A 24,172-nucleotide genomic window follows, 5' to 3' on the forward strand; every position below is an offset into this window, starting at 1 on the left:
ATATGATATTTGGTTAATGTCCAGAAATCGCTCCTAGAGGACATTAGCCCAAACCGCAAACTGAGATATGGCAAAAGCCACATAGGCTAATTGATAGCACCCAGTGATGTCATATCGTTTCTCCCATCGACTACCGACCTGAGTACTTCTGTCGTTATGCAGCACTCTCACGCTGCGCTACTATCGGCAAACTTCCACTGCCCGTCTCTACATGTAGAATCGTTAGCCGTCGCACGATTGCTCATGGCATACTGATTTGCATGTTGTGGATAATCTTATTTCTCTTCATCACATTATGCGTTTTCCTGCCGGGGTTTTGGGTCAAGCATGTGATGAACAAGTACAAGCAGCCTGCTGATCGTTACCGTGAGCAGGGGAGTGGTGGTGAGCTTGCGCGCCACTTGCTGGACCGCTATGGCCTGCAAGGCGTTAGCGTCGAGGAGACGGCGGTTGGGGATCATTACGATCCGGTTGCCAAGGCGGTGCGTCTGACGCCTGACAACTACTCGGGCCACTCGTTAACAGCCGTGACTGTGGCCGCCCATGAGGTAGGGCATGCCATCCAGGACTCGCGAGGTGAGTCTTTGTTTTTAGCGCGGCAGAAACTGGTTAAGGCAGCCATGGTCGGTGAGCGTTTAGCTGGCATATTACTGGTGGCGGCTCCGCTTATCTTGGTGCTAACCCGCCTTCCGCATGCTGGCGGGCTGATGATACTGATTGGCGCAGCGTCTATGGCGCTGGCTACCCTGGTGCACCTTGTGACCCTCCCGGTTGAGTTTGATGCCAGTTATGGCAAGGCACTGCCTATCCTGATAGAAGGCGGCTACCTGCATGATGGTGACCAGGTGCACGCAGAGAAAATCCTCAAAGCAGCGGCGCTGACCTATGTCGCTGCCTCGCTGGCCAGCTTGCTAAACCTCGGGCGTTGGATCGCAGTGCTCCGTCGATAATGACTGTGTTGTGTCCTAACTCAACGTTGCAGTCTTCACCAAATACGCAGGTTCGCGCTGCACCAACACCTCCCCCTTACGCACCGAATACAACACCTCACCTTGCTGTTGAATCACTGACAAATCATCGCTGCCTTGCAGAATAATGAAGTTGGCGGGTTTGCCGACTTCGATGCCGTACTGTTCTTCGACTTGCAGGGTTTTAGCGCCGTTCTGGGTGATGAGATCCAGTGCGGTGGATAGGTCGCGGTAGCCCATCATATGGCAGATATGCAGTCCGGCATCGAGTACTCGCAGCAGCTTGCCATTGCCGAGGGTGTACCACGGGTCTTGGATGGAGTCTTGGGCCAGGCACACGTTCATACCGGCTTCGCGTAGCTCTTTGACGCGGGTGATGCCGCGGCGCTTGGGGAAGGTGTCGAAGCGGCCTTGTAGGTGAATGCTTTCGGTGGGGCAGGAAACGAAGTTGATCTTCGATTTCTTGAGCAAGCGGAACAGCTTAGAGCAGTAGGCGTTGTTGTACGAATGCATGGCGGTGGTGTGGCTGGCAGTGACGCGCTCGCCCATGTCTTGCTCCAGCGCGGCGGTGGCGAGCACCTCTAAAAAGCGCGAGGCTTCGTCGTCGATTTCGTCGCAGTGCACATCAACCAACAGGCCATGTTTTTTGGCCAGCGCGACCACCCAGTGCATCGACTCGACCCCATACTCGCGGGTGTATTCGAAGTGGGGAATGCCACCGATCACGTCGGCGCCATGCTCAACCGCTTGTTCCATCAACTGCTTACCGTTGGGGAAGGAGCAGATCCCTTCTTGAGGAAAGGCGACGATTTGCAGCTCGACCGCTTTAGAGAGCTTTTCCTTTAAACCGGCGATGGTTTTTAGGGCGGTGAGCGATGGGTCGGTTACGTCGACGTGGGTGCGGATGTATTGCACGCCGTTCTCAACCAGCAGCTGCACGGTTTTCAGCACCCGCTGCTCGATATCTTCGGCGGTGAGCATGGGCTTGCGCTCGGCCCAGCGTTCGATGCCCTCGAACAAGGTGCCGCTTTGGTTCCAATTGGGTTGGCCGGCGGTGAGCACTGCGTCCAAGTGAATATGCGGCTCCACAAAGGGGGCGCTGAGCAGGTTGCCTTGGGCGTCTATGGTGTTGCTGATGGTGTCGCTTTCTGGCGTGGCGGTTAGCGTGTCGCTCTGCGGCTCAATGGCGCTAAAGCAGCCTTGTTCAACGGTGAGGCTATAGAGCGATGGTTGGCCGCGAAGGCGGGCGTTAATGATGTTCATAATTATCCTTATTCGTTAACTACGCTGGCGCTGGATGGCGAGGGGCTCCATCAACAGGGCGTTGTGCAACTCTAGGCGTTGCTGAGCGTGGTTGAGCTGGCATCCGGTCAGCGCTTGTACCTTGCTCAAACGGTTATGCAGCGTGTTGCGGTGAATATTCAGCTCTTGGGCGGTTTGTCTGAGCGAGCCCAAGTTGTCGAAATAGCAGCGCAAGGTGTGCTTGAGCTGGTTGATGTCGGATTGTTGGTTGGCAAACAACGGGCCTAATCGCAGGCGGCAAAAGTCTACCAATAGTTGGCTGTCTTCTACTGCTGCGAAGACCCGGCTAATGCCCAAGTCGAGGTAGTGAACAATCGCGTTGTGTTGCTGCAGTTGAGCGAACTCGGCGGCTTGTTTGGCTTGCTGGGCGGCTTGTCCGAGCTGGACCCATCCGCTCAAGTTGGCGCTAATCCCGAGGTGAAAGCTGAGCTGTTGCAACTTTAGATGCTGGCGCAGTCCTTGCCAGTGGCTGCGCTGCTGCTCGATAGAATCATGTTCTGCTAGCGGCAGTAGCAGGTACCAACCGTGGTGATATTCCAGCGGCGGGTAGGGGCTGTGAACAGCCTGTAGCCACTGTTTTAGCTGGAACAGCCAGGCGCTGAGCTTGCTCTCACTATGCTGCTCTGGCTGGATTAGGGCTATCGCCATGGGCTGGTCAAGCTCGATGCCCAGATCGCGGGCACGCTGCTGCGACAGCGCCGAGAGTGAGCTGGGGCTGTTCACCACCTCGCTAGCAAAGTGCTGGAGCGAGTGGCTGGAGAGGTTGTCTTGGATCAGGGCGTTGCAGATGAGCTCGGTCACCCTCACCATCGGCAAGGAATAGGGCTGCTCTAGAATCGCAAAACCCTTAGCCTTGGCATAGTCGAGCACGCTCGCAGGGATGCTCTCGATAAACTCTGAGTCGGTCAGGATTACGATTCCGGCGGCTGATTTCTCCATCGCCTCATCGATAAGCTGGCAATACTCCGCCTCGCTGCGTTGTAGATTGATGCCAGTGACGAACACCAACTCACCACCTACCAGCCAAGGCGCCAGTTCGCGATTCTCAGCCAAGTATGGCCAGCGGATCGCTTGTTGGGACTGCTCGCCGGTGAGCAGCTTGATGCTGCCTAAACCGGCGATAAGAGGGATGTCACGAGCGCGTAAGGTCAAGGGGACTCCTAACTGACTGAAGGCTTGGCCGCGGGTTGAGCAGAGCGGATGTACAGCAGTAGCACATAGAAGCTGGCTGATACCGCAATCCCCACCAGTGGCGCAATCCATGGAGAGAAGTAGGCCGCCGCAGAGCCGACCGCATAGGCACTTAAGCCACAGCCATCGAAGGCCGGCAGCTTAATGCTCTCAAGCGCAGGCGGATTGCCGCGGTGCTTAATCCAAAAGTCGGCCATGATGATCGCGCCAATCGGCGGGATAAAGGTACCCAGCAAGATAAGGAAGGGGATCAGCATGTTGTACATGCCGAACACCGCCAGCAAGGTGCCAATGCCTGCGCCCGCAATGGTGATGGTACGGCGCTTGTCGGTGCGCAGCAGGTTACAACCGGCGGCGGCAAAGTTGTAGATAGTGTTGTCCTGAGTGGTCCAGATGTTGGCGAATAGCATCAGCACGGCAACCAGCATAAAGCCTTGGGCTACCAAAACATCCACGATGTCGGCTTGCTGGTAGATCATCGCGCCAAAGGCGCCGACAAACACCATCAGGCCATTACCGATAAAGAAGGCCAGTAGGGTAGCGATCACCGCGATACGCCCGCTCTTGGCAAAGCGGCTCCAGTTGGTGGCTTGGGTGCCGCCGCTAACAAAGGTACCAAACACCATGGTAATCGCTGCCGACAAGGCCATACCGTCAGTGGGCTCGATATTACTGAGCTGCGCGAGGCCGCCAATGTCGACACTGCCTTGGTAGATTGAGATACCGATAAACGCCAGCATCGCCGGCACCGAGACCTTGGAGAGCAGCGCCAACGCTTGATAGCCGATAAAGGCGGTCACACAAAAGGCAAAGCCAAAGAAGACTATCAAGGCGGTGGTATAGCCCTCTGGCAGGCCCAGCAGCTTCACCAAGATGATGGCGATGGTGGCGGTGCCCCAGGCGTACCAACCAATCTGGGTAAAGCCCAACACAAAATCAGCCAGCTTGCTGCCCTGTTCGCCAAAGCAATAACGGCCGAGCAATACCGAGTTTAAGCCGGTTTTTGATGCCACATAGCCAAGCCCTGCGGCATAGCTGCCCAGCAACAGGTTGCCAATCAAGATAATCCACAGCAGCTCGCCAAAGCTAAACGAGGTTCCAATTGTGCCACCTGCCCACATGGTGGAGGTGAAAAAGGTAAAGCCGAGCAATACCACAGCGGTGGACCAGAAGCCCTTGCGGGCCTGCTGCGGTACCGCCGAGAGGGGGTAGTCGTTGGTTTGACTCATGTTGTTAACTCCATTTAGTTGCGGCGACAAGCGATAGAGCGAGTTGTCACACGGTGCGATGTTGTAGTCCTTGTTACTGCCGTATTGCTCTCCAAATGCTGTGCCAACCACGCCTATGAGTATTGCTGCGAATGCGTTGTGCAGTGGGTGAATTTTGTACTGCTAAAAATGTACCACATGCACAGTTTGTGGGGAGGGTGGGAAGGCGTGGCTCGGCTTGGCTGAATCAGCCGTGGGCTGTTGCACTAGATCAGCGCGAGCTTGCCTGAGAATGGGGCGGCAGTTGGCCTATACGATGGGCCTTAAGATACTGATAGCAAGGGAGTTAAAGCGTGTCGAAAGCTAGCGCTAGGCTGTGCGAGTAGAGGCTGTGGCAGGTAAAGCCCACATGCAACTGTTGGCGGTGTTTCCAGCGAACACCAGCCTAGCTAAGCGAGCTAAGGGTTGTGCAAGATAGCCAGCAAGAGCTGCTGGCTATCAGTCGAAGTAACGGGCTGAAGTCACAGCCCTATTTGCTGATGGCTTGTTAGCGTGCCGGAATATTCGCTTAGCCCTCGGGGCGCATACGCCAAGCGGCCCAAGCGGAAATCAGCAGGCTTAATAACACTATGCCTGCCAAGGCAAGTTGCTTGCTGGCCTGCTCATAGCTAAGGTCACCATCTAGCCACAGTTCGATGTTGCCATCGTGGTTTTGATAGTCGATCACCACCCCGTGCAGCGATTGACGCTGGTAGGCTTCAAATCTCTCTAGCATGCCGTTATACCAATGAGTGAAATAAGTTTTGAAGCCAACGTTGTCGCTATTAATTCGTTTGCGCGCATCGTCGGCCTGTGTCTCTTTGCTGAGAAAGTGCAGGGTGACCTTTGCACTTTTTTCAAGGCTTAGGATTTCAGAACTTGGGGATTCCGGGTTTGTAGCAGTAGGATAGTCCGCGAACTGCAGGTGCCTAAGCTTGTCATAGATACTTGATTTGAACTGACCGTCAATCCAGGTAGAGTAAGGTAAGTCTACGTAGATGTATTGGAACTCTTCATAGCTCTGTTTGGAAAGCCCGCTCATGTGCTTCCAGCAAGCGGCGTTATCATCGCCACAGGCATTTCCTGAGAGTTTGGGGTAGAGCTCGATAAGCCCCTCTTTAATTACTTGGCACTTCTCTAAAGCGAACTCGCACCATTCGTTCAAGGTAGTGACAGCATGATAAAGTTCAGCGCCTTCCCAGTAATATCTCGCATCGCTCGCGCGAAAGTTTTGGCCCGTGACGGTGGCTTGCATCTCCAGAAAGCGTAGACGGTCGAGTTGCTCGTCATTTGGCTTTGGTCTAAATGGCCTTGAATCAAGCAGTTCTCCCAAAGCAACTAACTCAGGGACCATTTCTTGGTATTCGTGGCTGGGGTCGACCACGCTGCTCCGACAAAAGGTTTGGGCATTGTTGCTATTTTCTAAGGGGTCGATGCATTTTCGCGGTTGCGCCATCTTTAGTTGCAAACCAACCGGCATGCTCTCGGGCCAGCTATCGTCACCGGCAATCGTTAACTGTTGGTCTAGGCTGGCGATCAGGCCGTTGATTTTAAGTTGTGGCCAGCTAACTAAGGTGGTTACGGCAAAGGCCAAGCCTAGCATACCCTTGGCAAGATACCGATATCTGGCTTTGTCCTTAGAGGCTGGTGGGGCACCCAGCCCATCGAGGTGGGTGTTTCTCACTTGCAGAAGGGTATGACTCGGCGAATGATATTCAAAGTAGATTGAGACGCCACACGGCAGATGATGCAGCCAGCGTTTATCGGCGTTAAGTCGCAGGCGTTGATCACCGTTAAGGCCGGGCATATCTACTAATAGGCAGTCCGCGAGCTTGCTCACTTCCGTAACGGTGGCCTGAATACGGATCACTTCACCGCTCGTTTTGCCAGGGCGCTTGACCAGGTAGAACAGCCCCCCTGAGGCTACGATGGCGATGCCGCTGAGTGCCAACAGCAGGTACAACAGGCTAAAGCTCATCTCGAATGAGTGTCCGATCGTTATGATCAATAGAGCTGCAGTAAGTGTAGGCAGACAGAATGCCTTTGCCTCCAGCCTCTTTGCTAGCGTGTTGCTCTCAGCATCGCTCAGTTCGCGCTTGCCTAACAGGCGGCTGCTGGGCTTGGGCGCCGCGCTTGCGCTGGGTTCAATGCTGTCTGGCTCTGCACCCTGTGAAATTGCCTGAATCGTGTCGGGGCTATCGGCGCTGTCGCTGCCTACGTCGGCGTGCTCTTCACCGTATGCGGGGTCAACCTCCAGCTCCTCGAGTGCGTTTGCGAGGTAGGCTTGGTCGTTGACCGATAGCGCGATGGGGAGCTCTTGGCCTTGCAGCTTGATCACCTCAACGACGTTTTGCCCTTCGGCCTTTACCGCCGCAGCCATACTCGGTGCAATCAGTAGCATCACGACATCATCGATGAACACCGACACATCGTTGTCGTCTTGCTCTACACGGGCCTCGCCCGAGACCTTGCGCACACCAAAGTCGGCATCATAGGGGAAGTTGAACACTTCATTGATGACATGCTGTTCTTGTTCAGTGATGGTTCGGTGGGGAGCTTGCTGGGTACCGGTGGCGATCCCCTCAAGGATCCGTTGGTTACCCTTCTTTATAGCGTGGTTGTAATAGAGCCTAGCTATCCAGCTAATGAGGATGGCTAGGTTTAGCAAGATGAAGATGATTTCCATGGATTATTTTGGTCTATTTACTTGCGGGTGCACATTCTCTTTCCCGATATAAATATATTCAAATCAATTGTTTATGATTTTGTGATGAACGTGCTCGGAGCTAAAAGTTGGTGGTTTTTGCCGATTTTCAAAGGTATACGAGGCGGTTTGCGGTATACAGGTGACCACCACTGCATTTGATACTACTTCCGGCCAATCCAAACCTCTGGGTTGTCATACCAGCACCTAGGCCAGCTTTCTGATGAATACACGCTGAGTTGCTTGATAGAACTGAACACCGACTTGTATTCACAGTCCGGGAATAGTTGGCCCCTACAATATCGCTGTAGAGTTGGTTGGAGAGGTTGGGTAGGTTGAACAAGTTGAGTAGCCGGGAGAGGGGCTGGCCGAACACTCAGCCCCGTTTGCCGATGGCTTGTTAACGTACCGGGATGTTCGCTTGGCCCTCTGCATACACGCGCCAACCTGCCCACGCCGCAATCAGCAGGCTCAACAACACCAAGCTCGCCAACGCTAGCTGCTTGCTAGCATGCTCAACGCTGAGGTCGCCATCTAGCCACAACTCGATGTTACCATCGTGGTTTTGATAGTCGATCACCACGCCGTGCAGCGGTTGACGTTGGTAGGCTTCAAACATCTCCAGCATATGGTTATACCAGCTAGTGAAATTACGTAAGCGCCCCATGCGATCATCATTGATTCGCTTGCGCGCGGTGTCGGCCTGCGGCGCATTGCTTAGATAGTGCAGGGTGACCTCTGTGCTGTTTTCTGCGCCTTTAGTTTCAGTGCCGTTATGCCCCTCAGGGTTACTCGCTGTGGGGTAGTCGGCGAACTGTGTGTGCGTAAACTTGTTCAAGATATTCGATAGGAAGTTACCAACAACGGTGCTCGAATAGGGAAGTCTTAAGTAGATATGTTTGAACTCGTCGTAGCTCTGCTCGGAGAGTTCGCTCATATGCTGCCAGCATGCAGCGTTATCGTCACCACAGGAGTGCCCTGAGAGCTTGGGATAGAGCGTGATAAGACCTTCTTTAATGGTTTGGCACTCATCGAGAGAAAGCTCACACCACTGGTTCAAGCGGATGACAGCTTGATGTAGGTCTCTACCTTCCCAGTAATAGTTCACATCACTCGCGCTAAACCTTTGGCCAGTGATGGTGGCTTGCATCTCCAGAAAGCGCAAATGGCTGCGCTGCTCGCGATTGGGCTCTGGTCTAAATGTCTTCGTATCAATCAGTTCCGCTACAGCAGCTATCTCAGGCGTCATCGTCTGGTATTCATGGGCAGGGTCGACCACGCTGCGCTGGCAAAAGACTTGGGCATTGCTGCTGTTTTCTAATGGGTCGACGCACTTTCGCGGTTGCGCCAGCGCTAGCTGCAAGCCTATCGGCATGCTGTCGGGCCAGCTGTCGTCATCGCCAATCGTTAGCTGTTGGTCAAGGCTGACGACCAAGCCGTTGGTTTCAAGTTGTGGCCAGCTAACCAAGGTTGCCACACCAAAGGCTAAGCCCAGCAAGCCCCCGGCAAGATACTGATACTTGGCTTTATCCTGAGCGGCTGGTGGTGCGCCGAGTCCATCGAGGTGGGTGTTTCTTACTTGCAGCAGGGTGTGGCTCGGCGAGTGATACTCGAAGTGGTTTGCGACACCACATGGCAGGTGATGCAGCCAGCGCTTGTCGGCGGTAAGTCGCAGGCGTTGTACGCCGTTAAGGCCCGGCATCTCAACTAATAGCCTGTCTCCAAGGTTGCTCACCTCCATAACGGTGGCCTGAATACGGATGACCTCACCGCTCATTTTGACCGGGCGTTTGGCCAGGTAGAACAGCACCCCAGATGCCGCGATGGCGATGCCGCTGAGCGCCAGTAGCGTGTATAACAGGCTAAAGCTCATCTCGCGTGAGTGCCCGATCGTCATGATCACGAGCGCGGCAATAAGCGTAGGCAGGCAGAATGTCCATGCCTCCAGCCTCTTAGTTAGCAAGTTGCTCTCAGTATCGCTTAGCTCGCGTTTACCCAACTGGCGGCTGGGGGGCGTAGCTTCCTCGGCAGCTTGCGCCGAATCCTGCGCCGAATCCTGCGAAATGACCGGATGTGTGTCACTGGTATCGGTAGATACAGCGTCTACTGTTGCGCTAGCGTCATCCTGTGCGTGGTCAATCTCGAGCTCTTCAAGCGCGTTACTGAGATGGGCTTGGTAGTTCACGGATAACGCGACGGGGAGATCCTGACCACGCAGCTTCATCACTTCAATGATGTTGGTTCCTTCAGCCTGCACTGCTTCAGCCAAGCTTGGGGTTAAAATTAATACCGCAACGTCGTTGATGAACACCAACACGTCATCGCCACTTTGCTCTGCATGGGCCTCGCCGGATACTTCGCGTACGCCAAAGTCTTCATCATAGGGAAAGTTGAACAGCTCGTTGATGACATGCTGTTCTTGCTCGGTGATAGTTCTATGGGGCTCTGCCTGGGTGCCTTGGGCAATCCCCTCTAGGATACGTTGGTTGTCTTTCTCAACAGAGCGGTTGGAAAAGAACCTGCTGATCCACCCAATCACGATGAGCAGGTTCAATAAAAAGATAATGAATTCCATGGATTTTCTTTGGTCTATTTACTCGCGGATAGCCATTCTCCTTGTAGCTATAACCATATTCAAATCAATTGTTTATGAATTGGTGATGAGCTGTGTCAGGCGCTGAAAGTGGGTGGTTTTTGCTGATTTACGTGGGTATTAACAGCGGTTTGCGACAAACTGGGGACTAGCTCTGCGTCTGATACTATTTCCGGCCATTCCAAAACTCTGGGTCGCCATACCAGCGCTTTAGGCCGCCTTTTCTGTTGAATGCGCGCTGAGATGCTTGATAGAACTGAACCAGCCAAAAGATCACGATTGTTGCATCTAACCACCACCAAATTGAGGTCGTAAGCCAGCGCCTAAACAAAGCCAGCGTTAACAGAATGAGCGCGCAAATAGCGGCAACTTGCAATACTCGCAATACAAGGGCTGTGTTGGCAATCGCAGTTATGGAGGAGTTGCCTCTCTTTAGGCCGCGGATGGTATCAAACAACCATGACTCTGTTTGCCAAGCGGCCGCCCCTGTAATGGCGAAGGTCGCAAGTGCCACCCCTCCGTTTACAAACAGTGAGCAGACAAATCTGATGAGCGTTATGTGAAAATAGTCCATAAGTGGGTGATTACTTTAACTTGGGGAAAGGGTATGCGAGCGCAACTGAGATGCGGCGACACAAGTAAGGGGTAACGCTGTTCATTTAATGTGATTAATTCTTCTCAGGTGCTTCTAAAATATTCGACTCAACAATGATACCCGATAGCTGTAATGGGCAGAATCTAAACAGGGCATAAGCTTGGACGCGGGCTTGGTCGCAGTGTAATATGCAGTGCACGTTATCGCATATTAAATAACGGCGACTAATAAATAACCTCAACACCTACACCGCTCGATACCTCAAATGAAACTCAGACATATTGCTTATGTGGCCGCAATCTTATCAGGGCTGCTCTCTTTCTTTTCTCCGCAGCTAGGAATTGAAATACCCAATCTAACCGGACCTTTGTCGGGAAGGTTAATCTACCCCATGCTCTTTTTCATTGCGCTGGAGAAGTTCTTTCCCAAGGCGTTCTATGCAAGAGATGATGCGCCAGATACGACCTACCTGCTCAATTGTATTCACACTTCAACTGTGATGATTAGCTCGGTATTTATTACCGCGATCGTTTGGCTGAAAGTTTACCCTTATACATTCAACCTTCTCTCTCACTTTTTCTTTAATCGATATGCTCAGTCTAAGGGCTTTATCAGTAAGTTTGGCGAAGCGCTGCTCGCCTATCTGTGTGAATTAGCATTACCTCTGCTTGTGCTGTTGGTGATTGCTTACATCCTGATGCGCCTGCTGAATGTGTATGCGCTCAAAGCCGTAGGAAATGCCAAGAGTGAGGAGGCCGCGACGAAAAATGTCCGCTACCTCCATGTGATGACTTACTTCCCCGCTGCAGTTCTCTTTGGACACTCGGTGTCTTTATGGATGCAAGCGATACTCAGTAAGTTTGCGTAGCCTTTCCTGAGCGCTCAGGTCTTTTTATCTTCCCGGGTATAACAGCACACATAGCCGGTGAAGATGGCAGTCACCAAGATAATCCAAGGGTTGGTATAAAAGATCGCCGATCGTTCTAGAAACAACAGCAGTAGCACGCACAGCAACATTGACGTTATGGCATGAATGTAAAACCCTAGGCGTGTTACTGCAATGGTGGTCTTGATGACAACAAACAAGTGGACGAGGGCTATCAAAGAGAAGGTAATCACTTTCGCGATAAACTCAACGACATAAAGTAACATGGGAAAAATGCTGCCAAACACCTTGGTGTACAAGCTGTAGAACATAGACATAAAAATCTGATCTAACGGCGCTTTCGATTGATGCCACTGGTAAGTTGATTGACGCCTTGAGGCTGATGGGTCGTAAGCGAGAACCGCGTCTATGAGGCCGGTAACATTCTGGTAGCTTGCCGTGCCAGTCTCTTGTATCACCAACATGATGTGCTCGAAGGATTGAACAAAGGTATGTTCCGGTACTTTGAAATAGGTCACTGGAACCAACCCATGGATATAGCATACTTCGAAGTCTGATAAGAGGTTGGTTATGTAGCTTGGACATTCCATAAATAGCATATCAACGGTATGCAAAGTGCTGATGATAATCGCCAAAAGGATCAGTATTATCCAATTCTTATAATCCATAGTAAGCCTTGATTCTTGTGTTTTCGTGGTTGCTCTAACTACTAAGAGTGAGCGTTGTTTGGAGGTGTAGATGCTGTATATGTTTGCATCAACTAGGTCGCAGAATACTGCTTCAAATAACATGTAGGCCGGGGCTGACCTGAGGCGGCAAACCCATCCTCGTGCTTGCTTATCTTAAAGCCAAGGCTCTTATAAACGCGTATCGCGTTGGCGTTGTCATCTAACACGTGTAGCGCGCTTGATCCTTTCAAGCGATTGATATAATTCAGTAAGTTTGAAGCGACACCACACCCTCGGTACTCAGGCTTGGTACAAACATTCGATATGTAGATTGTTTGGTCATCGAAGTACTCGTTGAGCGAGTAAAAGTACTCGTTAAACACGTACTTTTCTGTGTCTGTAAAAGGCACCCCTTGGGCTTGGTAGGCGGATGCGACAAGCTCCTTAACCCAAGGGCGCTGTTCGATTAAGCACACTGATATACCGGCGATTTGCCCATCGATGTCTGCCACCAGGATGTTTGACAGGCAATAGGGGCCGCAGTCTACGCGGATCAACGCTGCAAGAATGGCGATCGCTGTATCTCTGCAGCTTGCGATTTCAGGGTAGATGATGGGGTCTGTGTCGTAGACTAGCTCAGCGATGTCCAACAGGTTGTCACTGGAGTTAGCGTGTCTGATTTTTATTCTGCTTTCGCTCATATTATTTGGACATCTGTTCATAGACTTCGGTGTACCGCAGTGATGAGCTTTCCATCAAGATAGGCATGTTGTTTTTCTTTTTAAACAGCTCCCACTGTTTGTGAAGGTTAAAGCAGCCTTTGTAATACTCGGCCTCTGGCACCAGCTCTATTCTCTGCACTACTGGGTTGTTAACCGCTAAGAAGAAACGATAGGAGTAGAGGTTGTCCATGGTCTCTATATTGAGTATCGAGTTTTTCACTAAGGGTGAAAGCGCCTCAAGGTATACGATGTAGTTAATGAGCTGCTGTCGGTCCATGTCTTCAACTGCCGAGTCGGGAATCACACCGTTGCGATGCTGCTCGAGTATCTGTTGCACATCGGTCAGGTTGGAGTCGAAGATAAATTTGCTGTTATATCCGAGTAGGAACTCCGCTTCTTTCAGATCGCAGTCGCGTTTTAGTTGGATCCATATTGAGATACCGGCAACGATGGTAGCAACGGTGACAAAGATGGTGGATGCGGTATGCAGGTCACCCAGTCTTGACCAAATGATGTAGTAGGTGGTGACTAAAAAACCAAATATATGAAGTTTGTATTTTTTTAAGTTCATGGTGAGGTATAGAGATTGGTAGAGAGTTATAGTTTTTTGTTGTTTTTCTAAAGCCGCCAAGAGAGCAAAACCTATGCTTTCTTTGACTGGCGAATAACATTATCTAAATGAAATAAAAACGCTTAATTTTCATTCTAATTAAGACAGCCATTTTACCATTGCCAGTAATGGATGAAATCTAATTCTGGACGAATCTTTATTGGGGCAAAGGTTAGGGTAAAAATTAGAGCAAACGATTGGCCAAATTATAGCCATTGGTATGTGTGGAGTTTGGCTAATAATCAGCCACTCCAACAAGTGTGTATGTAATTTGAACTATTTGCAGAAGCTGCAAATGGTCATGGATTATTCTTGGCAGATTTGCCACTATTTCCGGATTCTGTTTTCGCGTATCCACATGAATATTTCCCCGCTAAAACAGTCGATTAAGTATGCAGTATAGGAAGAAGTGGTTTGATTTTTTGGGATGTAAAACGACTAGCAAGAGAGCTAAACGATGGGAAGATCAATGAAGCAACCAAAGCCAAGTACTACCTGGCAACATTGGTTATTGTCACCTTGTACAATGGTTATTTAGGGTATTACATCGGCTCTCAGGTCATTTATCTGTCGCTAGCCCGTACCCTGTTACTGATTGCTGTCTACTGCTGGGGTGTCTTTGATGTCTATTGCAAAAGTCGGGCGTTGGCAGGCCCTTCAGTGCTCGATAACTTAGGGGTGCTAGGGTTCCCTGCGTACATTCGCTCCGTTGTTGCGTTCTGGACCGGATTGATAGTTTTGTACAGTATCGATCCTTTTCTACGACTTCCGGATTGGCTGCTGATAGGGCTTTACGAGTTTCTGGCTTTGGCCATGATGGTGGTGCTTTTCCGCTCGATATCGAAAGGTGTGGCGAGCTGTATCAAGTAATGGGATCTGCATTGACAACGCGCTAGAGAGCTGCCTGCCACCCACGCGCGGAGGTTAAGCGCGTAGGCGGTGGCGAAGATTAGCTGATCCCAGAAACGGGCCGCAATACTGCTTCGTTTTTCATACCCGAACAATAGCGAAGCTAACCAACAGTGGCAGGGCTCCTCAAGCTAGTGGCTGCCCAACGCTCATCTTGCAAACGTAGTTATTTGCTTGGGACAAGGGAGGAGCAGGCTGCTTCTTCTTTTAACTCATCTAGTCTTTTGGCGTAGCTTTGGAATCTCCCCCTCTTATATAGATCCCGAAAATGATGAGAAAGATTATAAAGCCTAACATCAATGCGCTATCTGTAGGGTGAACGTAAACCGCGTTGTAGTACCAGCGGTAGAGAGTGTTTGCATAGCGCTTGCGATGGAGGTCGATGGGCTCACGTAGTGCTGGCTGCAGTTGATAAACCTGCTTTAGAAGTGGCATATCGTTCATTATTGGCGTGGGATCTGCACCTGCCTCAAGTAACGCTGCTACATGCTCGGCACAGCGGTAGCTTTTCTCGCTGGCAAAGACAAGTGGCGTTTGTCTTTGATGATTGGTGGCAGTGAGGCTGGCACCCGCTTCTAGCAATGTTGCCAAGGGAATCGTGTTATTGCACCTCTGGCGCAGCAAGTGGTGTAGCAAGCTCTCTTGCGGACCTTGATCACTGCGTGAACTCGGCTCCGGCATGCGGGTGTTAGGATCTAGCCCTAGCTCTATTAGCAGGCTAAGTTTTTTCCCTTCTCCACTCAAACTGCGCTTAAACATCCGTTGCCAAAGCTTATTTAGCGGGTCATCACTGTCATTTTCAGCCTGGCGCTGTTTAAGAGCAGGCCAAGCTTGTTTGAGAAGCTCCGAGCGCTTGCTGGAGAATGCACCGAACAGCCAAGCGGTTAGCAAATCAGACTCTTCAGCTAATAGATATTGATAGCTGTTGGCGTGCTCGTCGTGGGCTTGCATAAAGTCATAGCCGTACTGATGCAGCAAGGTCCACATTTGCGAGTGGTTTCTACGAGCACTTAGCGACATGTCCAGTAGGCTGCTGTGCTTATGGTTGCGGACGTTCACATCGGCCCCTGCTTGCAGTAGTATCTGCGCTTGCTCGTAACGGCCGTTTAATAAGGCTAGTGCTAAAGGGGTTTGGCCTTTGTCATCAGCAAGGTCTAGCTGTTCAGGAAACTGTTGTAAGGTCTCGCGCAACAGGTTGGTGTCGTTATTTAATGCCAGTTCCGCGATTAGCGGAAGGCCCCACCGGCCAACGAGATGCGGGTCCAAACCTAGCTCAAAAAGTTGCTGCAGAGTTGATGAAGTTACCTTATGAATTGCAGAGATTGCTGGGGTGTGCTCCTGCTCATTCTGTAGATTTAGATCGGCTCCGAGCTCGATCAGTAGCTTCACCTTGTCCATATCATTATTCTCAATCGCTACCCTAAGCGGACTGCGGCTTGAGCTGACGATATGATTTACATTAGCGCCAGCGTTAACAAGCCGTCTGATAAACACTTCGTCACCGTATCTAACTTCGCCAATCAACGCTGAGTCGTGATCGACTGGGTTCAGCTCTGCTCCTGCAGCTAGCAGCAGCCTAAGGTTTGCTTCAGATGCGTAGTTTGCCGGTTGAAGGCGTCGACCTGTCCCGCGCTCAGTGTATTCTATGATGTTGGGATCTGCTCCGTGAGCCAGCAGCAATTGGGTTACTGCGCTATCTTCTGCGCTGACCGAGTGATGCAAAGGGGCCAAGCCGTAGCCATTGGCATGGTTCGGGTCTGCACCGGCTGCAAGTAGCGCTTTTGCTAGCCGGTAGTTATTGTTTTTGGTGGCTGCCATTAGCGGGGTGTCGCCCCACAAGTGTTGAGCGCCATTGAGGTCGTGTCCATTTTGGCGCGACTCCTGGTTAACATCGGTGGTGGTTTCCAGAAGTTTCAGCGCCCGTTGCTCGTCACCGTATAACACCGCGGCGTACAGGGCGCGCAGTGCTTCGTGATCGGCCAAGGCTAAGATGTCATCTAGCAGCGGGTGCTGTTTGGCAAATGCTAAGGCTAGGGCGGTGCCGTAGTCGCTTCGATAGTTGGCGGTGTCAGGTGTCAGAAACCACGCTGGGTCGACGCCTTCCATTGGCGAGTTGATCTGATTATAGAGGCTACCTGCGGGATCATCAGGGCTTAGTCTAGCGCCTGCGTGGTACAGTTGTGCGACGTATTTAGATTCGTATTGTTGTGCAGTGTAGAGAATGCTATGACCATTGCCTGGCTCGAAACTGGCTCCATGCTCAAGTAATTTACCGGTTAGATCATAGTCTTTATACCTCAGCGATCTAGAAAGCAGTGACCGGCTATTAGGCCCCCAAGAACCCGCGTGTACAAAGTCTAGCGGAACACCTATCTCAAGTACGTTTTCGACGACGTCCAAGTTGTCTTGCAGTGTTTTTTTGTCAAAGTAGTAGTGGAGGAGTTCGGCGAGCTTATCGCTATCGGCCCCTTTGGCGATCAAATGCTGGGCGATGGTTAAGTTACCTGCGATGGCGGCAGCGACCAACGGTGAGTGAGGCCTCAGGGAATAACGACTATATCTTTCGATATCGGCACCGGCGTCCAGTACGACATCAATCAATGCCGGGTTGTTGGAAAAGCGCGCAATGAAGTGGAGTAAGCTTCCGGTATCCGAGTAAAGGCCTTGAAGGCGCGGACTCAGTCCGAACTGGTCACCCAACGAGTAAAGGCGATCGGGATCCACTCCATCCTCAGTGAGCGCTTGTTGTAGGCCTGCAAGGTCCTCTTCCAGCAAAAGGGCTAGGACAGGGTGTTCGTTCGCGACATATCTAAGTCTGGCCAAATCAAGGGCCTTAGGCTCAAAGGTGCTCTGGGCAAAAACCGACGTTGTCAGTGAGATAAAGCTGGCAAGAATAATGGCTGGAAATAAGCGAAAATAACGAGGATAACTTCGAGAAAACATTAAGATAAACAAGTAGCTATATGTAGTTGACGCGATTATGCCTTCGAAGTAACGGATTGGTTAGTGAAATTAGTCTCTAATTTTTATCTATAGTCGCGTGGTAATAAGCATGCGGCCGACTCGAGTTGCCATCGTGCATTTCGTCAGCAAACGTTGGTGTTGTCGTTGTGTCGTTAGGAAAAGTCAGGCTTTGCTAGAGTGATGGGGCGTGGCTATCGGATTTACAGGCGACAGCGTGGTCTGGGGGAGCCTCAGAATGATAGGGATAAAAGCTAAAGGGCAGCCTTTCTAGCTTAAGCTTCGCCATTTCAGTGAGAAGTGAATTGAGCCTGATACATGTGCATGCCGGGTTGTGGCATTAGAGAAGTAATTGCCGTATAAACAAGTGCTTACGTTGATTAAATTGCTATGTTTTAGTAGTTTAGTCTGCATTCTGAGCTGAAAGTAGATGATTCTATTGATCAAGTCGTTAATTACGGATAGAGAGTCATCAATCCCAGTCTCTTACCAAAGGAAAGCCAATGCCTTCGCTGTTTAAACCTGCTCCCATTACCTTGCTCGGCGTAGTGCTGAGCTCCCTAACTATTCTGGCTTATGCTACCGAAACCCAGTATCAGCTCGTTTCGGCAACCCCTATTGAGGAGCCAAGTACGTCAGATATTATGGTTAATATAGAGAGTGACCAAGAGTATGCGGCGCGCCAACAGGCTATTCAGGAACTCGTCACTCGATTTGATATCGACCTTTCAAGGCCGTTGCGCTTGCGGGAGGTGCCAAATGATGCGCCTCGTGGCATCAGCACCTCCACGGTATTTTATCCAACTAGGAGTGCTGACCTGGAATATGGTGTGCAGGTGGCTGAGCTGAATGAACGCTTTGTTCGAGCAACTTGGAGTGTTTATCAAGCCCATCAACTTGAGCCGCTGTATGGTGAGCAAGCCAACCTAGCGGCTGATGGTAACGACTGGCGGCTGTTTTCGCTGGAAGGAGAGATTACCCGCTCAGCCAATGGCGACGATAAGCGCAGAGAACTACTCACTGAGTTCGCACGGGTAATTCTGGCGGAAGAGCACTGTTTAACCATCAAGTCGGTGGCTATCTATAGCTTTGGTCATACGAGTGCTACAGCCTTTTGTGGTAACGGTCTGGAGATTAGTCGCTCGATGGAAGAGCTTGAAGCTGGCGTAGTCATTGATGATCGTCTTCGTTCTACTACCATGTCTCGGTCAGCTCTTCGAACATTGAGCCAGTAACTGCTTCGTTAGAGTACAAGCCCTGTGGTTTGACTATAGGGCTTAAACGTAAACTCTGGCAATGACGATGGCTAGCTCTCCGGTGCCTAAATCTGCTAGGCCTCATCCTCACTCTGTCTAATCCCCGCCAGCTTATGCCAATAACCGTTCACCGTATCGGGTGTGGGGAAGGGGCGGTCTTTGTCGTTTTGCTGGCGGAAGGCCTCTAGATGCTCGATGGTGTCGATGCCGATGGGGCTGAGTCGCAGCACATCCACTAATCCCCCCATGCTGGCTTGGTCGTTGATCAGGTCGTAGCAGTCATTGGAGAGGGTTTGGATGCCGTTTAGCCGGAATAGCCGCTGTTGCTCTTGGCTGACGATTGGGCGACCTTGCGGGTATTTAATGCAGCAGGTCTCGCATTCATCCTTGGTGCGGCCTTCAGACTGGGCGGTAAAACAGCGGGCGGAGTAGGCCAGTGGCAGGTGGCCGAAGGCGAACACTTCCACCTCGAACTGCTCGCGAATACCAAGGTTGCTGCACTCATCGAGTAGTCGAATCAGCCAGTCGCGGCCCAGTTCCACCGGCATCACCCAGCGTTGCATGCCTTGCTTGACCAATAGCTTAAGGGCTGAGCCGTTATAGATATTCACCGAGGGGCCACAGACAAACGGCACCTTGGCCTGCTTGGCCAGATCGATGGCGCTGAAGTCGTTGGCCTCAACGATAAAGTCGCCGTTATCGACCAAGGCCTGCATATTGCGCAGCTCGGAGGGGGACTCAATCAATGCCATGGTGGATAGCACCACCTGCTTGCCGGTTTGGGCAACCTCTTTGGCAAGATCGAGCCATTGCCCGTTGCGTAGCATGCGCCGTTTCGAGCAGACGGTTTCGCCCATATAAATCACGTCGGCGTTGCTGGCTTTGGCCAGCTGATAGAACTCCTCAACTTGCTTTTTCGGCCAGTAATAGAGGATGGGACCTAGTGCATATTTCATGAGGATCTCCTATTGCCATGACTTGGCGTACGCGCCGAGGGTGGTTTGGCTCCCCTCTGAAAGCTTAGCCAGTTGTTCCATCCATTGCTGCTTTGGCTGGAATGTCGATTCAGATTGCTGATAGGCGTCGATGGCCTGACGCCACACTCGGGTCACCTGCTCCACATAAGCTGGGCTGCGTTGGCGACCCTCGATTTTCACTGCCGCGATATTGGCGGCGAACAGCTCGGGGAGCAGCTCTAAGGTGTTCAAGCTGGTGGGCTGCTCCAACACATGACCGAGCTTACCGTCTACCTCAAAGCGGCCCTTGCACAGGGTCGGGTAGCCCGCAGTTTCATTGGCTTGATAGCGGTCAATCAGGATGTCGTTAAGGCGCGACTCCAGCCCTTGTGGCGTCTCTTGCCAGCGCACAAAGCTGGCGGGTGAGCAGGCGCCTACGGTGTTGGGCGACTCACCGGTTAGATAGGAAGAGAGGTAACAGCGCCCTTCGGCCATCACACACAAACTGCCGAAGGCAAACACTTCCAGCTCCACATCGGGATTGGCGCGCGCTAGCTGTTTAACTTGATGAATCGATAGCACCCTTGGCAACACCACCCGCTTTACATTGAAGTTACGGGTATAGAAGGCAATCGATGCGGTGTTGGTGGCAGAGGCCTGAACGGAGAGGTGCAATTCTTGGTCGGGGTAGCGCTCGCTGGCGTAATCGAGCAGGGCAATATCGGCGAGGATCAGCGCCTTGGCGCCCATGTCGACCGCTTTGTCGACCGCATCGAACCAACGCTGGCTTTCCTGCGGATGGGCAAAGGTGTTGATGGCCACATGCAGTTGGCGGCGATGCTGCGCCACGTAGTTGACCGCTTTATCCAGCTTTCGACCGGTAAAGTTGAGCCCGGCGAAGTGGCGGGCGTTGGTTGCGTCTTTAAAGCCGATATATACGGCGTCCGCGCCATTGTCCACTGCGGCTTTCACGGCGGGAAGTGAGCCAGCCGGACAGAGTAATTCCATAGTCTTCCTTGTGCGTGAGATTACTGTTCAACCTAGCATGCAAGTGAGCTGGGCTCAGCGGCTTGATCTTGGCTAAGAAAAATCCAAAGGAGGCGAATAAATCAGCACGTCTTCGCCGTGTAAGTTGAGAAATGTGCAGTGGGTAGACATTTTTACCGATCGCGTTGCGGCTTTTTCTGCTGCGTCTTTCACTGAGATAGGCGGTCATTTGGTGCTCAATTAATCAACAAAAAGGCATTTTGTTGAGTGATAAGTTGATTGCTCGATGCGAAGATGCAAATCTGGTGTTTGCCCAAAAGCGCGACGATTGAGTTCCTCAATCGACTTACATATTGCCAGTTAATGGTGATTTTCTCTGGGAATGGCTTTTGGCAAATGATGATCAAAATACTACAAAATGTAACAACCTCACCCAAGTAATACCCCTAAAGGGGTATATAAATGCCTGATATATAACGATATACCTCTTTAGGGTAGTTTAAGGTTTTGATTGATTTACATCATTCTTTGACAGTTGTTAACAATTACAATGCGGTTTGTAACAGGAAACAACGTCGTAGGAATGATATGAGCAAGCAACGCTTGGTAGTAGTTGGTAACGGTATGGTCGGTCACCGCTTTATCGAAGATATGGTGGAAAAGGCCGGCGGCGAAAATTATCAAATAACCGTCTTCTGTGAGGAGCCGCGGGTCGCTTACGATCGGGTGCATCTCTCTTCGTATTTCTCTCATCACACTGCGGAAGAGCTTTCTCTGGTTAAGCCTGATTTCTACCAGAAACATGCCATTGAGGTGTTGCTGGGTGAGCGCGCCATCAACGTCGACCGCCACAAGCAGATCGTCTACTCTGCCTCGGGCCGCGAAGTCGCCTATGACAAGCTGATTATGGCCACCGGCGCCTACCCCTTTGTTCCCCCCATTCAAGGCAACGACAGTAAAGGTTGCTTTGTCTACCGCACCATTGAAGACCTGAAAGCCATTGAGCTATGCGCCAAGCACAGCAAGCGCGGTGTAGTGATTGGTGGCGGCCTGCTCGGTCTGGAAGCGGCCGGTGCGCTCAAAGCGCTGGGTATCGACACCCATGTGGTGGAGTTCGCCCCCAAGCTGATGGCCGAACAGCTCGACCAGGCCGGCGGTGATCAACTGCGCCGTAAGATTGAGCGCATGGGCGTGCAGGTTCACACCAGCAAGAACACCCTAGAGATTGCCGCCGAAGGCGAGAGCTGCCGTAACACCATGCACTTTGCCGATGGCAGCCACTTAGAAACCGACTTTATCGTATTCTCCGCCGGTATCCGCCCGCAAGACAAGCTGGCCAAGCAGATGGGGCTGGAGATCGCGCCGCGCGGCGGCATTGTGATCAACGATTTCTGCCAAAGCTCTGATGACAACATCTACGCCATTGGCGAGTGTGCCTCATGGAATAACAGCTTCTTTGGTCTGGTGGCACCGGGCTACAAGATGGCTACCGTGGCGGTGGACCACCTGCTGGCCGATGGCGCTGCGCCAAACAGCCAGTTTGAGGGGGCCGATATGAGCGCCAAGCTCAAGCTGCTGGGTGTGAAAGTAGGTTCGATTGGCGATGCCAATGGCCGCACGCCGGGCTGCAAAAGCTATGTCTACCAAAACGAAGAGGCCGAAGTCTACAAGCGCCTGATTGTGTCAGAAGACAACAAAAAACTGCTGGGTGCGGTGTTGGTGGGCGACACCTCCGACTACGGCGACTTGCTGCAACTGGCCCTCAATGAAATTGACCTGCCAGAGCACCCGGATGCACTGATTCTGCCTGCCCACGCGGGCGGCGAGAAACCGGCCTTGGGCGCCGATGCGCTGCCCGATAGCGCGGTGATCTGCTCTTGCTTCGATGTCACCAAGGGCAAGATCGCCCAAGCAGTAAGCGAGGGGCACCACACGGTCGCTGAGTTGAAGGCGGCAACCGGCGCGGGTACTGGCTGTGGCGGTTGCCTGCCGCTGCTTGGCTCAGTGCTAAACGCGGAGCTGGCCAAGGCTGGAGTGGAAGTCACTAACCACCTGTGTGAGCACTTTGCTTACTCGCGCCAAGAGCTGCTGCACCTTATCCGCATCGAAGAGATCAAGAGCTTTGACGCGCTGCTAGAGAAATACGGTCAAGGCTATGGCTGTGAAGTGTGTAAACCGGCGGTGGGCTCGATTCTAGCCTCGGTATGGGGTGAGCACATCCTTAAACCCGAGCTGGTGAAGCTGCACGACACCAACGACAACTTCCTCGGCAATATGCAAAAAGACGGCAGCTACTCGGTGATCCCGCGGATGGCCGGTGGTGAGGTCACCCCGCAAGCGCTGGCAGCGCTGGCGCAGGTGGCAGAAGACTACTCGCTGTACACCAAGGTTACCGGCGCTCAGCGCATCGGCCTGTTTGGCGCGCAAAAAGATGACCTGCCAGCTATCTGGCAGCGGCTGATTGATGCGGGCTTTGAAACCGGTCAGGCCTATGCCAAGGCGCTGCGTATGGCGAAAACCTGTGTCGGCTCCACCTGGTGTCGCTATGGCGTGCAAGACTCGGTGGGTTTGGGCGTGAAGATCGAGAATCGCTACAAGGGCATTCGCACCCCACACAAGATGAAGTTTGGTGTGTCGGGCTGTACCCGCGAGTGCGCCGAAGCCCAAGGCAAAGATTTAGGGATTATCGCCACCGATGCGGGCTGGAACATGTACGTGTGTGGTAACGGTGGGATGAAGCCTCGCCATGCCGATTTGCTCGCCTCTGACCTTTCTGAGACGACCCTTATCCAGTACATCGACCGCTTTATGATGTTCTACATTCGCACCGCCGCACCACTGCAGCGCACCTCGGTATGGCTCGAGAACATGGAAGGGGGTATCGACTACCTGCGCGAGGTGATTGTTAACGACAAGCTGGGCTTTAACACCCAATTGGAAAGTGACCTCGCCAAGCTAGTGGCCGAGTACCGCTGTGAGTGGGCCGACACCCTCGAGAGCGAGCGACAGCTAAAACGCTTTAACCACTTTATCAACTCAGATAAGCGCGACGACAACCTGATGTTTGTTGACGAGCGCGAGCAACATCGCCCGGCCAGCTTCGAAGAGAAGCAACGCACGCTGCAAGCTAAAGGCGACATCTTACACCTAGAGCTGGAGGCATAATTATGAGCTTTGAAACTGTCTGCCATATCGACGATATCACCCCCGGCACTGGTGTATGTGCATGGGTTAATGGCAAGCAAGTGGCGCTGTTTCGCCCAAGCCGCGATGAGCAGGTGTTTGCCCTCGACAATATGTGTCCTTTCGGCAAAGCCAATGTGTTATCGCGCGGACTAATTGCCGAGCACCAAGGTGAGCTATGGGTGGCCAGCCCACTCAAGAAACAACGCTTTAACCTGCAAGACGGCCGCTGCCTGGACGATACCAGCGTGGCGGTAGCCAGCTACGCGGTAGAGCTGCGCAATGGTGAGGTGGCGGTACAAGCATAACGTGGGCTCGCGTTTAAGAGCTAGGTCAAGGATGACGGAGAGTTAATAGATTAAAGGCTTCTTGCCGACCGAAGTGAGACACGGGAGGAAGCGTTGATGGGTTACTTGAGATGCAGGAATCGACAG

Annotated in this window: 18 protein-coding genes; 6 read left to right on the forward strand and 12 right to left on the reverse strand. The window is 52.1% G+C overall.

Annotated features, from left to right (window positions below):
* Positions 1 to 260: 260 nt before the first annotated feature.
* The gene (locus G461_RS0121140) at positions 261 to 950 is read left to right on the forward strand and encodes a zinc metallopeptidase (protein ID WP_026973333.1); all 690 of its coding nucleotides are present in this window, start codon (positions 261 to 263) and stop codon (positions 948 to 950) included.
* Positions 951 to 965: 15 nt separating this feature from the next.
* Here G461_RS0121140 and codA read toward each other — a convergent pair whose 3' ends face one another.
* The 6 genes from codA to G461_RS0121170 form a co-directional block, all read right to left on the reverse strand.
* On the reverse strand, positions 966 to 2,231 hold the full coding sequence (codA, locus tag G461_RS0121145; protein WP_026973334.1) for a cytosine deaminase: 1,266 nt from the start codon (positions 2,229 to 2,231) through the stop codon (positions 966 to 968).
* A 15-nt stretch (positions 2,232 to 2,246) separates the two neighbouring features.
* Positions 2,247 to 3,422 (reverse strand): PucR family transcriptional regulator, encoded by a 1,176-nt coding sequence (locus tag G461_RS0121150; protein ID WP_026973335.1) that lies wholly within the window; start codon positions 3,420 to 3,422, stop codon positions 2,247 to 2,249.
* Positions 3,423 to 3,430: 8 nt separating this feature from the next.
* Positions 3,431 to 4,690 (reverse strand): cytosine permease, encoded by a 1,260-nt coding sequence (gene codB / locus G461_RS0121155; RefSeq protein WP_026973336.1) that lies wholly within the window; start codon positions 4,688 to 4,690, stop codon positions 3,431 to 3,433.
* Between the two features lie 547 nt (positions 4,691 to 5,237).
* Positions 5,238 to 7,394, reverse strand: coding sequence for a hypothetical protein (locus tag G461_RS0121160; protein ID WP_026973337.1), 2,157 nt, complete (start codon positions 7,392 to 7,394; stop codon positions 5,238 to 5,240).
* Positions 7,395 to 7,812: 418 nt separating this feature from the next.
* The gene (locus tag G461_RS0121165; RefSeq protein WP_026973338.1) at positions 7,813 to 9,987 is read right to left on the reverse strand and encodes a hypothetical protein; all 2,175 of its coding nucleotides are present in this window, start codon (positions 9,985 to 9,987) and stop codon (positions 7,813 to 7,815) included.
* Positions 9,988 to 10,171: 184 nt separating this feature from the next.
* A complete protein-coding gene (locus tag G461_RS0121170; protein WP_026973339.1) occupies positions 10,172 to 10,579 on the reverse strand; it encodes a hypothetical protein in 408 nt (135 codons plus the stop codon).
* 286 nt (positions 10,580 to 10,865) lie between these two features.
* Between G461_RS0121170 and G461_RS0121175 the strand changes: the two genes are divergently transcribed.
* Positions 10,866 to 11,468 (forward strand): hypothetical protein, encoded by a 603-nt coding sequence (locus G461_RS0121175; RefSeq protein WP_157360388.1) that lies wholly within the window; start codon positions 10,866 to 10,868, stop codon positions 11,466 to 11,468.
* A 14-nt stretch (positions 11,469 to 11,482) separates the two neighbouring features.
* On the opposite strand, the gene G461_RS0121180 is transcribed toward G461_RS0121175, so the two are convergent.
* The 3 genes from G461_RS0121180 to G461_RS0121190 form a co-directional block, all read right to left on the reverse strand.
* Positions 11,483 to 12,154: a hypothetical protein gene (locus G461_RS0121180; RefSeq protein ID WP_026973341.1), complete on the reverse strand. Its 672-nt coding sequence runs from the start codon at positions 12,152 to 12,154 to the stop codon at positions 11,483 to 11,485.
* Between the two features lie 92 nt (positions 12,155 to 12,246).
* Entirely contained in the window at positions 12,247 to 12,855 is a 609-nt protein-coding gene (locus G461_RS0121185) for a GNAT family N-acetyltransferase (RefSeq protein WP_035480970.1), read from the reverse strand.
* 1 nt (position 12,856) lies between these two features.
* Positions 12,857 to 13,447, reverse strand: coding sequence for a hypothetical protein (locus G461_RS0121190; RefSeq protein ID WP_157360389.1), 591 nt, complete (start codon positions 13,445 to 13,447; stop codon positions 12,857 to 12,859).
* A gap of 453 nt (positions 13,448 to 13,900) precedes the next feature.
* Here G461_RS0121190 and G461_RS0121195 point away from each other — a divergent pair, with 453 nt between their 5' ends.
* Complete coding sequence (locus tag G461_RS0121195; RefSeq protein WP_026973344.1) at positions 13,901 to 14,356, forward strand: hypothetical protein; 456 nt, start codon at positions 13,901 to 13,903, stop codon at positions 14,354 to 14,356.
* Positions 14,357 to 14,611: 255 nt separating this feature from the next.
* Here G461_RS0121195 and G461_RS0121200 read toward each other — a convergent pair whose 3' ends face one another.
* The gene (locus G461_RS0121200) at positions 14,612 to 17,119 is read right to left on the reverse strand and encodes an ankyrin repeat domain-containing protein (RefSeq protein ID WP_169727283.1); all 2,508 of its coding nucleotides are present in this window, start codon (positions 17,117 to 17,119) and stop codon (positions 14,612 to 14,614) included.
* 740 nt (positions 17,120 to 17,859) lie between these two features.
* Here G461_RS0121200 and G461_RS0121205 point away from each other — a divergent pair.
* Positions 17,860 to 18,591, forward strand: a complete 732-nt coding sequence (locus G461_RS0121205; RefSeq protein ID WP_026973346.1) for a hypothetical protein — start codon at positions 17,860 to 17,862, stop codon at positions 18,589 to 18,591.
* 95 nt (positions 18,592 to 18,686) lie between these two features.
* Here the strand turns inward: G461_RS0121205 and G461_RS0121210 are convergent, their stop codons facing one another.
* Positions 18,687 to 19,568, reverse strand: a complete 882-nt coding sequence (locus tag G461_RS0121210) for a U32 family peptidase (RefSeq protein ID WP_026973347.1) — start codon at positions 19,566 to 19,568, stop codon at positions 18,687 to 18,689.
* Positions 19,569 to 19,577: 9 nt separating this feature from the next.
* Positions 19,578 to 20,576, reverse strand: coding sequence for a ubiquinone anaerobic biosynthesis protein UbiU (gene ubiU, locus G461_RS0121215; RefSeq protein ID WP_026973348.1), 999 nt, complete (start codon positions 20,574 to 20,576; stop codon positions 19,578 to 19,580).
* A 567-nt stretch (positions 20,577 to 21,143) separates the two neighbouring features.
* Here ubiU and nirB point away from each other — a divergent pair.
* Together nirB and nirD are read left to right on the forward strand one after the other, a co-directional pair.
* Positions 21,144 to 23,720: a nitrite reductase large subunit NirB gene (gene nirB / locus G461_RS0121220; RefSeq protein WP_026973349.1), complete on the forward strand. Its 2,577-nt coding sequence runs from the start codon at positions 21,144 to 21,146 to the stop codon at positions 23,718 to 23,720.
* Positions 23,721 to 23,722: 2 nt separating this feature from the next.
* A complete protein-coding gene (nirD, locus tag G461_RS0121225; protein ID WP_026973350.1) occupies positions 23,723 to 24,046 on the forward strand; it encodes a nitrite reductase small subunit NirD in 324 nt (107 codons plus the stop codon).
* The last annotated feature ends 126 nt before the right edge of the window (positions 24,047 to 24,172 follow it).

This window comes from Aliagarivorans marinus DSM 23064 (assembly GCF_000429485.1).
GTDB classification, from domain to species: domain Bacteria; phylum Pseudomonadota; class Gammaproteobacteria; order Enterobacterales; family Celerinatantimonadaceae; genus Aliagarivorans; species Aliagarivorans marinus.

Excerpts from the sequence above, each read along its gene's own strand:
- ubiU (WP_026973348.1), bottom strand. The coding sequence starts at position 20,576 with ATGGAATTACTCTGTCCGGCTGGCTCACTTCCCGCCGTGAAAGCCGCA.
- codB (WP_026973336.1), bottom strand. The coding sequence starts at position 4,690 with ATGAGTCAAACCAACGACTACCCCCTCTCGGCGGTACCGCAGCAGGCC.
- G461_RS0121205 (WP_026973346.1), top strand. The coding sequence starts at position 17,860 with ATGCCTTCGCTGTTTAAACCTGCTCCCATTACCTTGCTCGGCGTAGTG.
- codA (WP_026973334.1), bottom strand. The coding sequence starts at position 2,231 with ATGAACATCATTAACGCCCGCCTTCGCGGCCAACCATCGCTCTATAGC.
- G461_RS0121210 (WP_026973347.1), bottom strand. The coding sequence starts at position 19,568 with ATGAAATATGCACTAGGTCCCATCCTCTATTACTGGCCGAAAAAGCAA.
- G461_RS0121165 (WP_026973338.1), bottom strand. The coding sequence starts at position 9,987 with ATGGAATTCATTATCTTTTTATTGAACCTGCTCATCGTGATTGGGTGG.
- nirD (WP_026973350.1), top strand. The coding sequence starts at position 23,723 with ATGAGCTTTGAAACTGTCTGCCATATCGACGATATCACCCCCGGCACT.
- G461_RS0121180 (WP_026973341.1), bottom strand. The coding sequence starts at position 12,154 with ATGGATTATAAGAATTGGATAATACTGATCCTTTTGGCGATTATCATC.
- G461_RS0121160 (WP_026973337.1), bottom strand. The coding sequence starts at position 7,394 with ATGGAAATCATCTTCATCTTGCTAAACCTAGCCATCCTCATTAGCTGG.
- G461_RS0121185 (WP_035480970.1), bottom strand. The coding sequence starts at position 12,855 with ATGAGCGAAAGCAGAATAAAAATCAGACACGCTAACTCCAGTGACAAC.
- G461_RS0121190 (WP_157360389.1), bottom strand. The coding sequence starts at position 13,447 with ATGAACTTAAAAAAATACAAACTTCATATATTTGGTTTTTTAGTCACC.
- G461_RS0121140 (WP_026973333.1), top strand. The coding sequence starts at position 261 with ATGTTGTGGATAATCTTATTTCTCTTCATCACATTATGCGTTTTCCTG.
- G461_RS0121175 (WP_157360388.1), top strand. The coding sequence starts at position 10,866 with ATGAAACTCAGACATATTGCTTATGTGGCCGCAATCTTATCAGGGCTG.
- G461_RS0121170 (WP_026973339.1), bottom strand. The coding sequence starts at position 10,579 with ATGGACTATTTTCACATAACGCTCATCAGATTTGTCTGCTCACTGTTT.
- nirB (WP_026973349.1), top strand. The coding sequence starts at position 21,144 with ATGAGCAAGCAACGCTTGGTAGTAGTTGGTAACGGTATGGTCGGTCAC.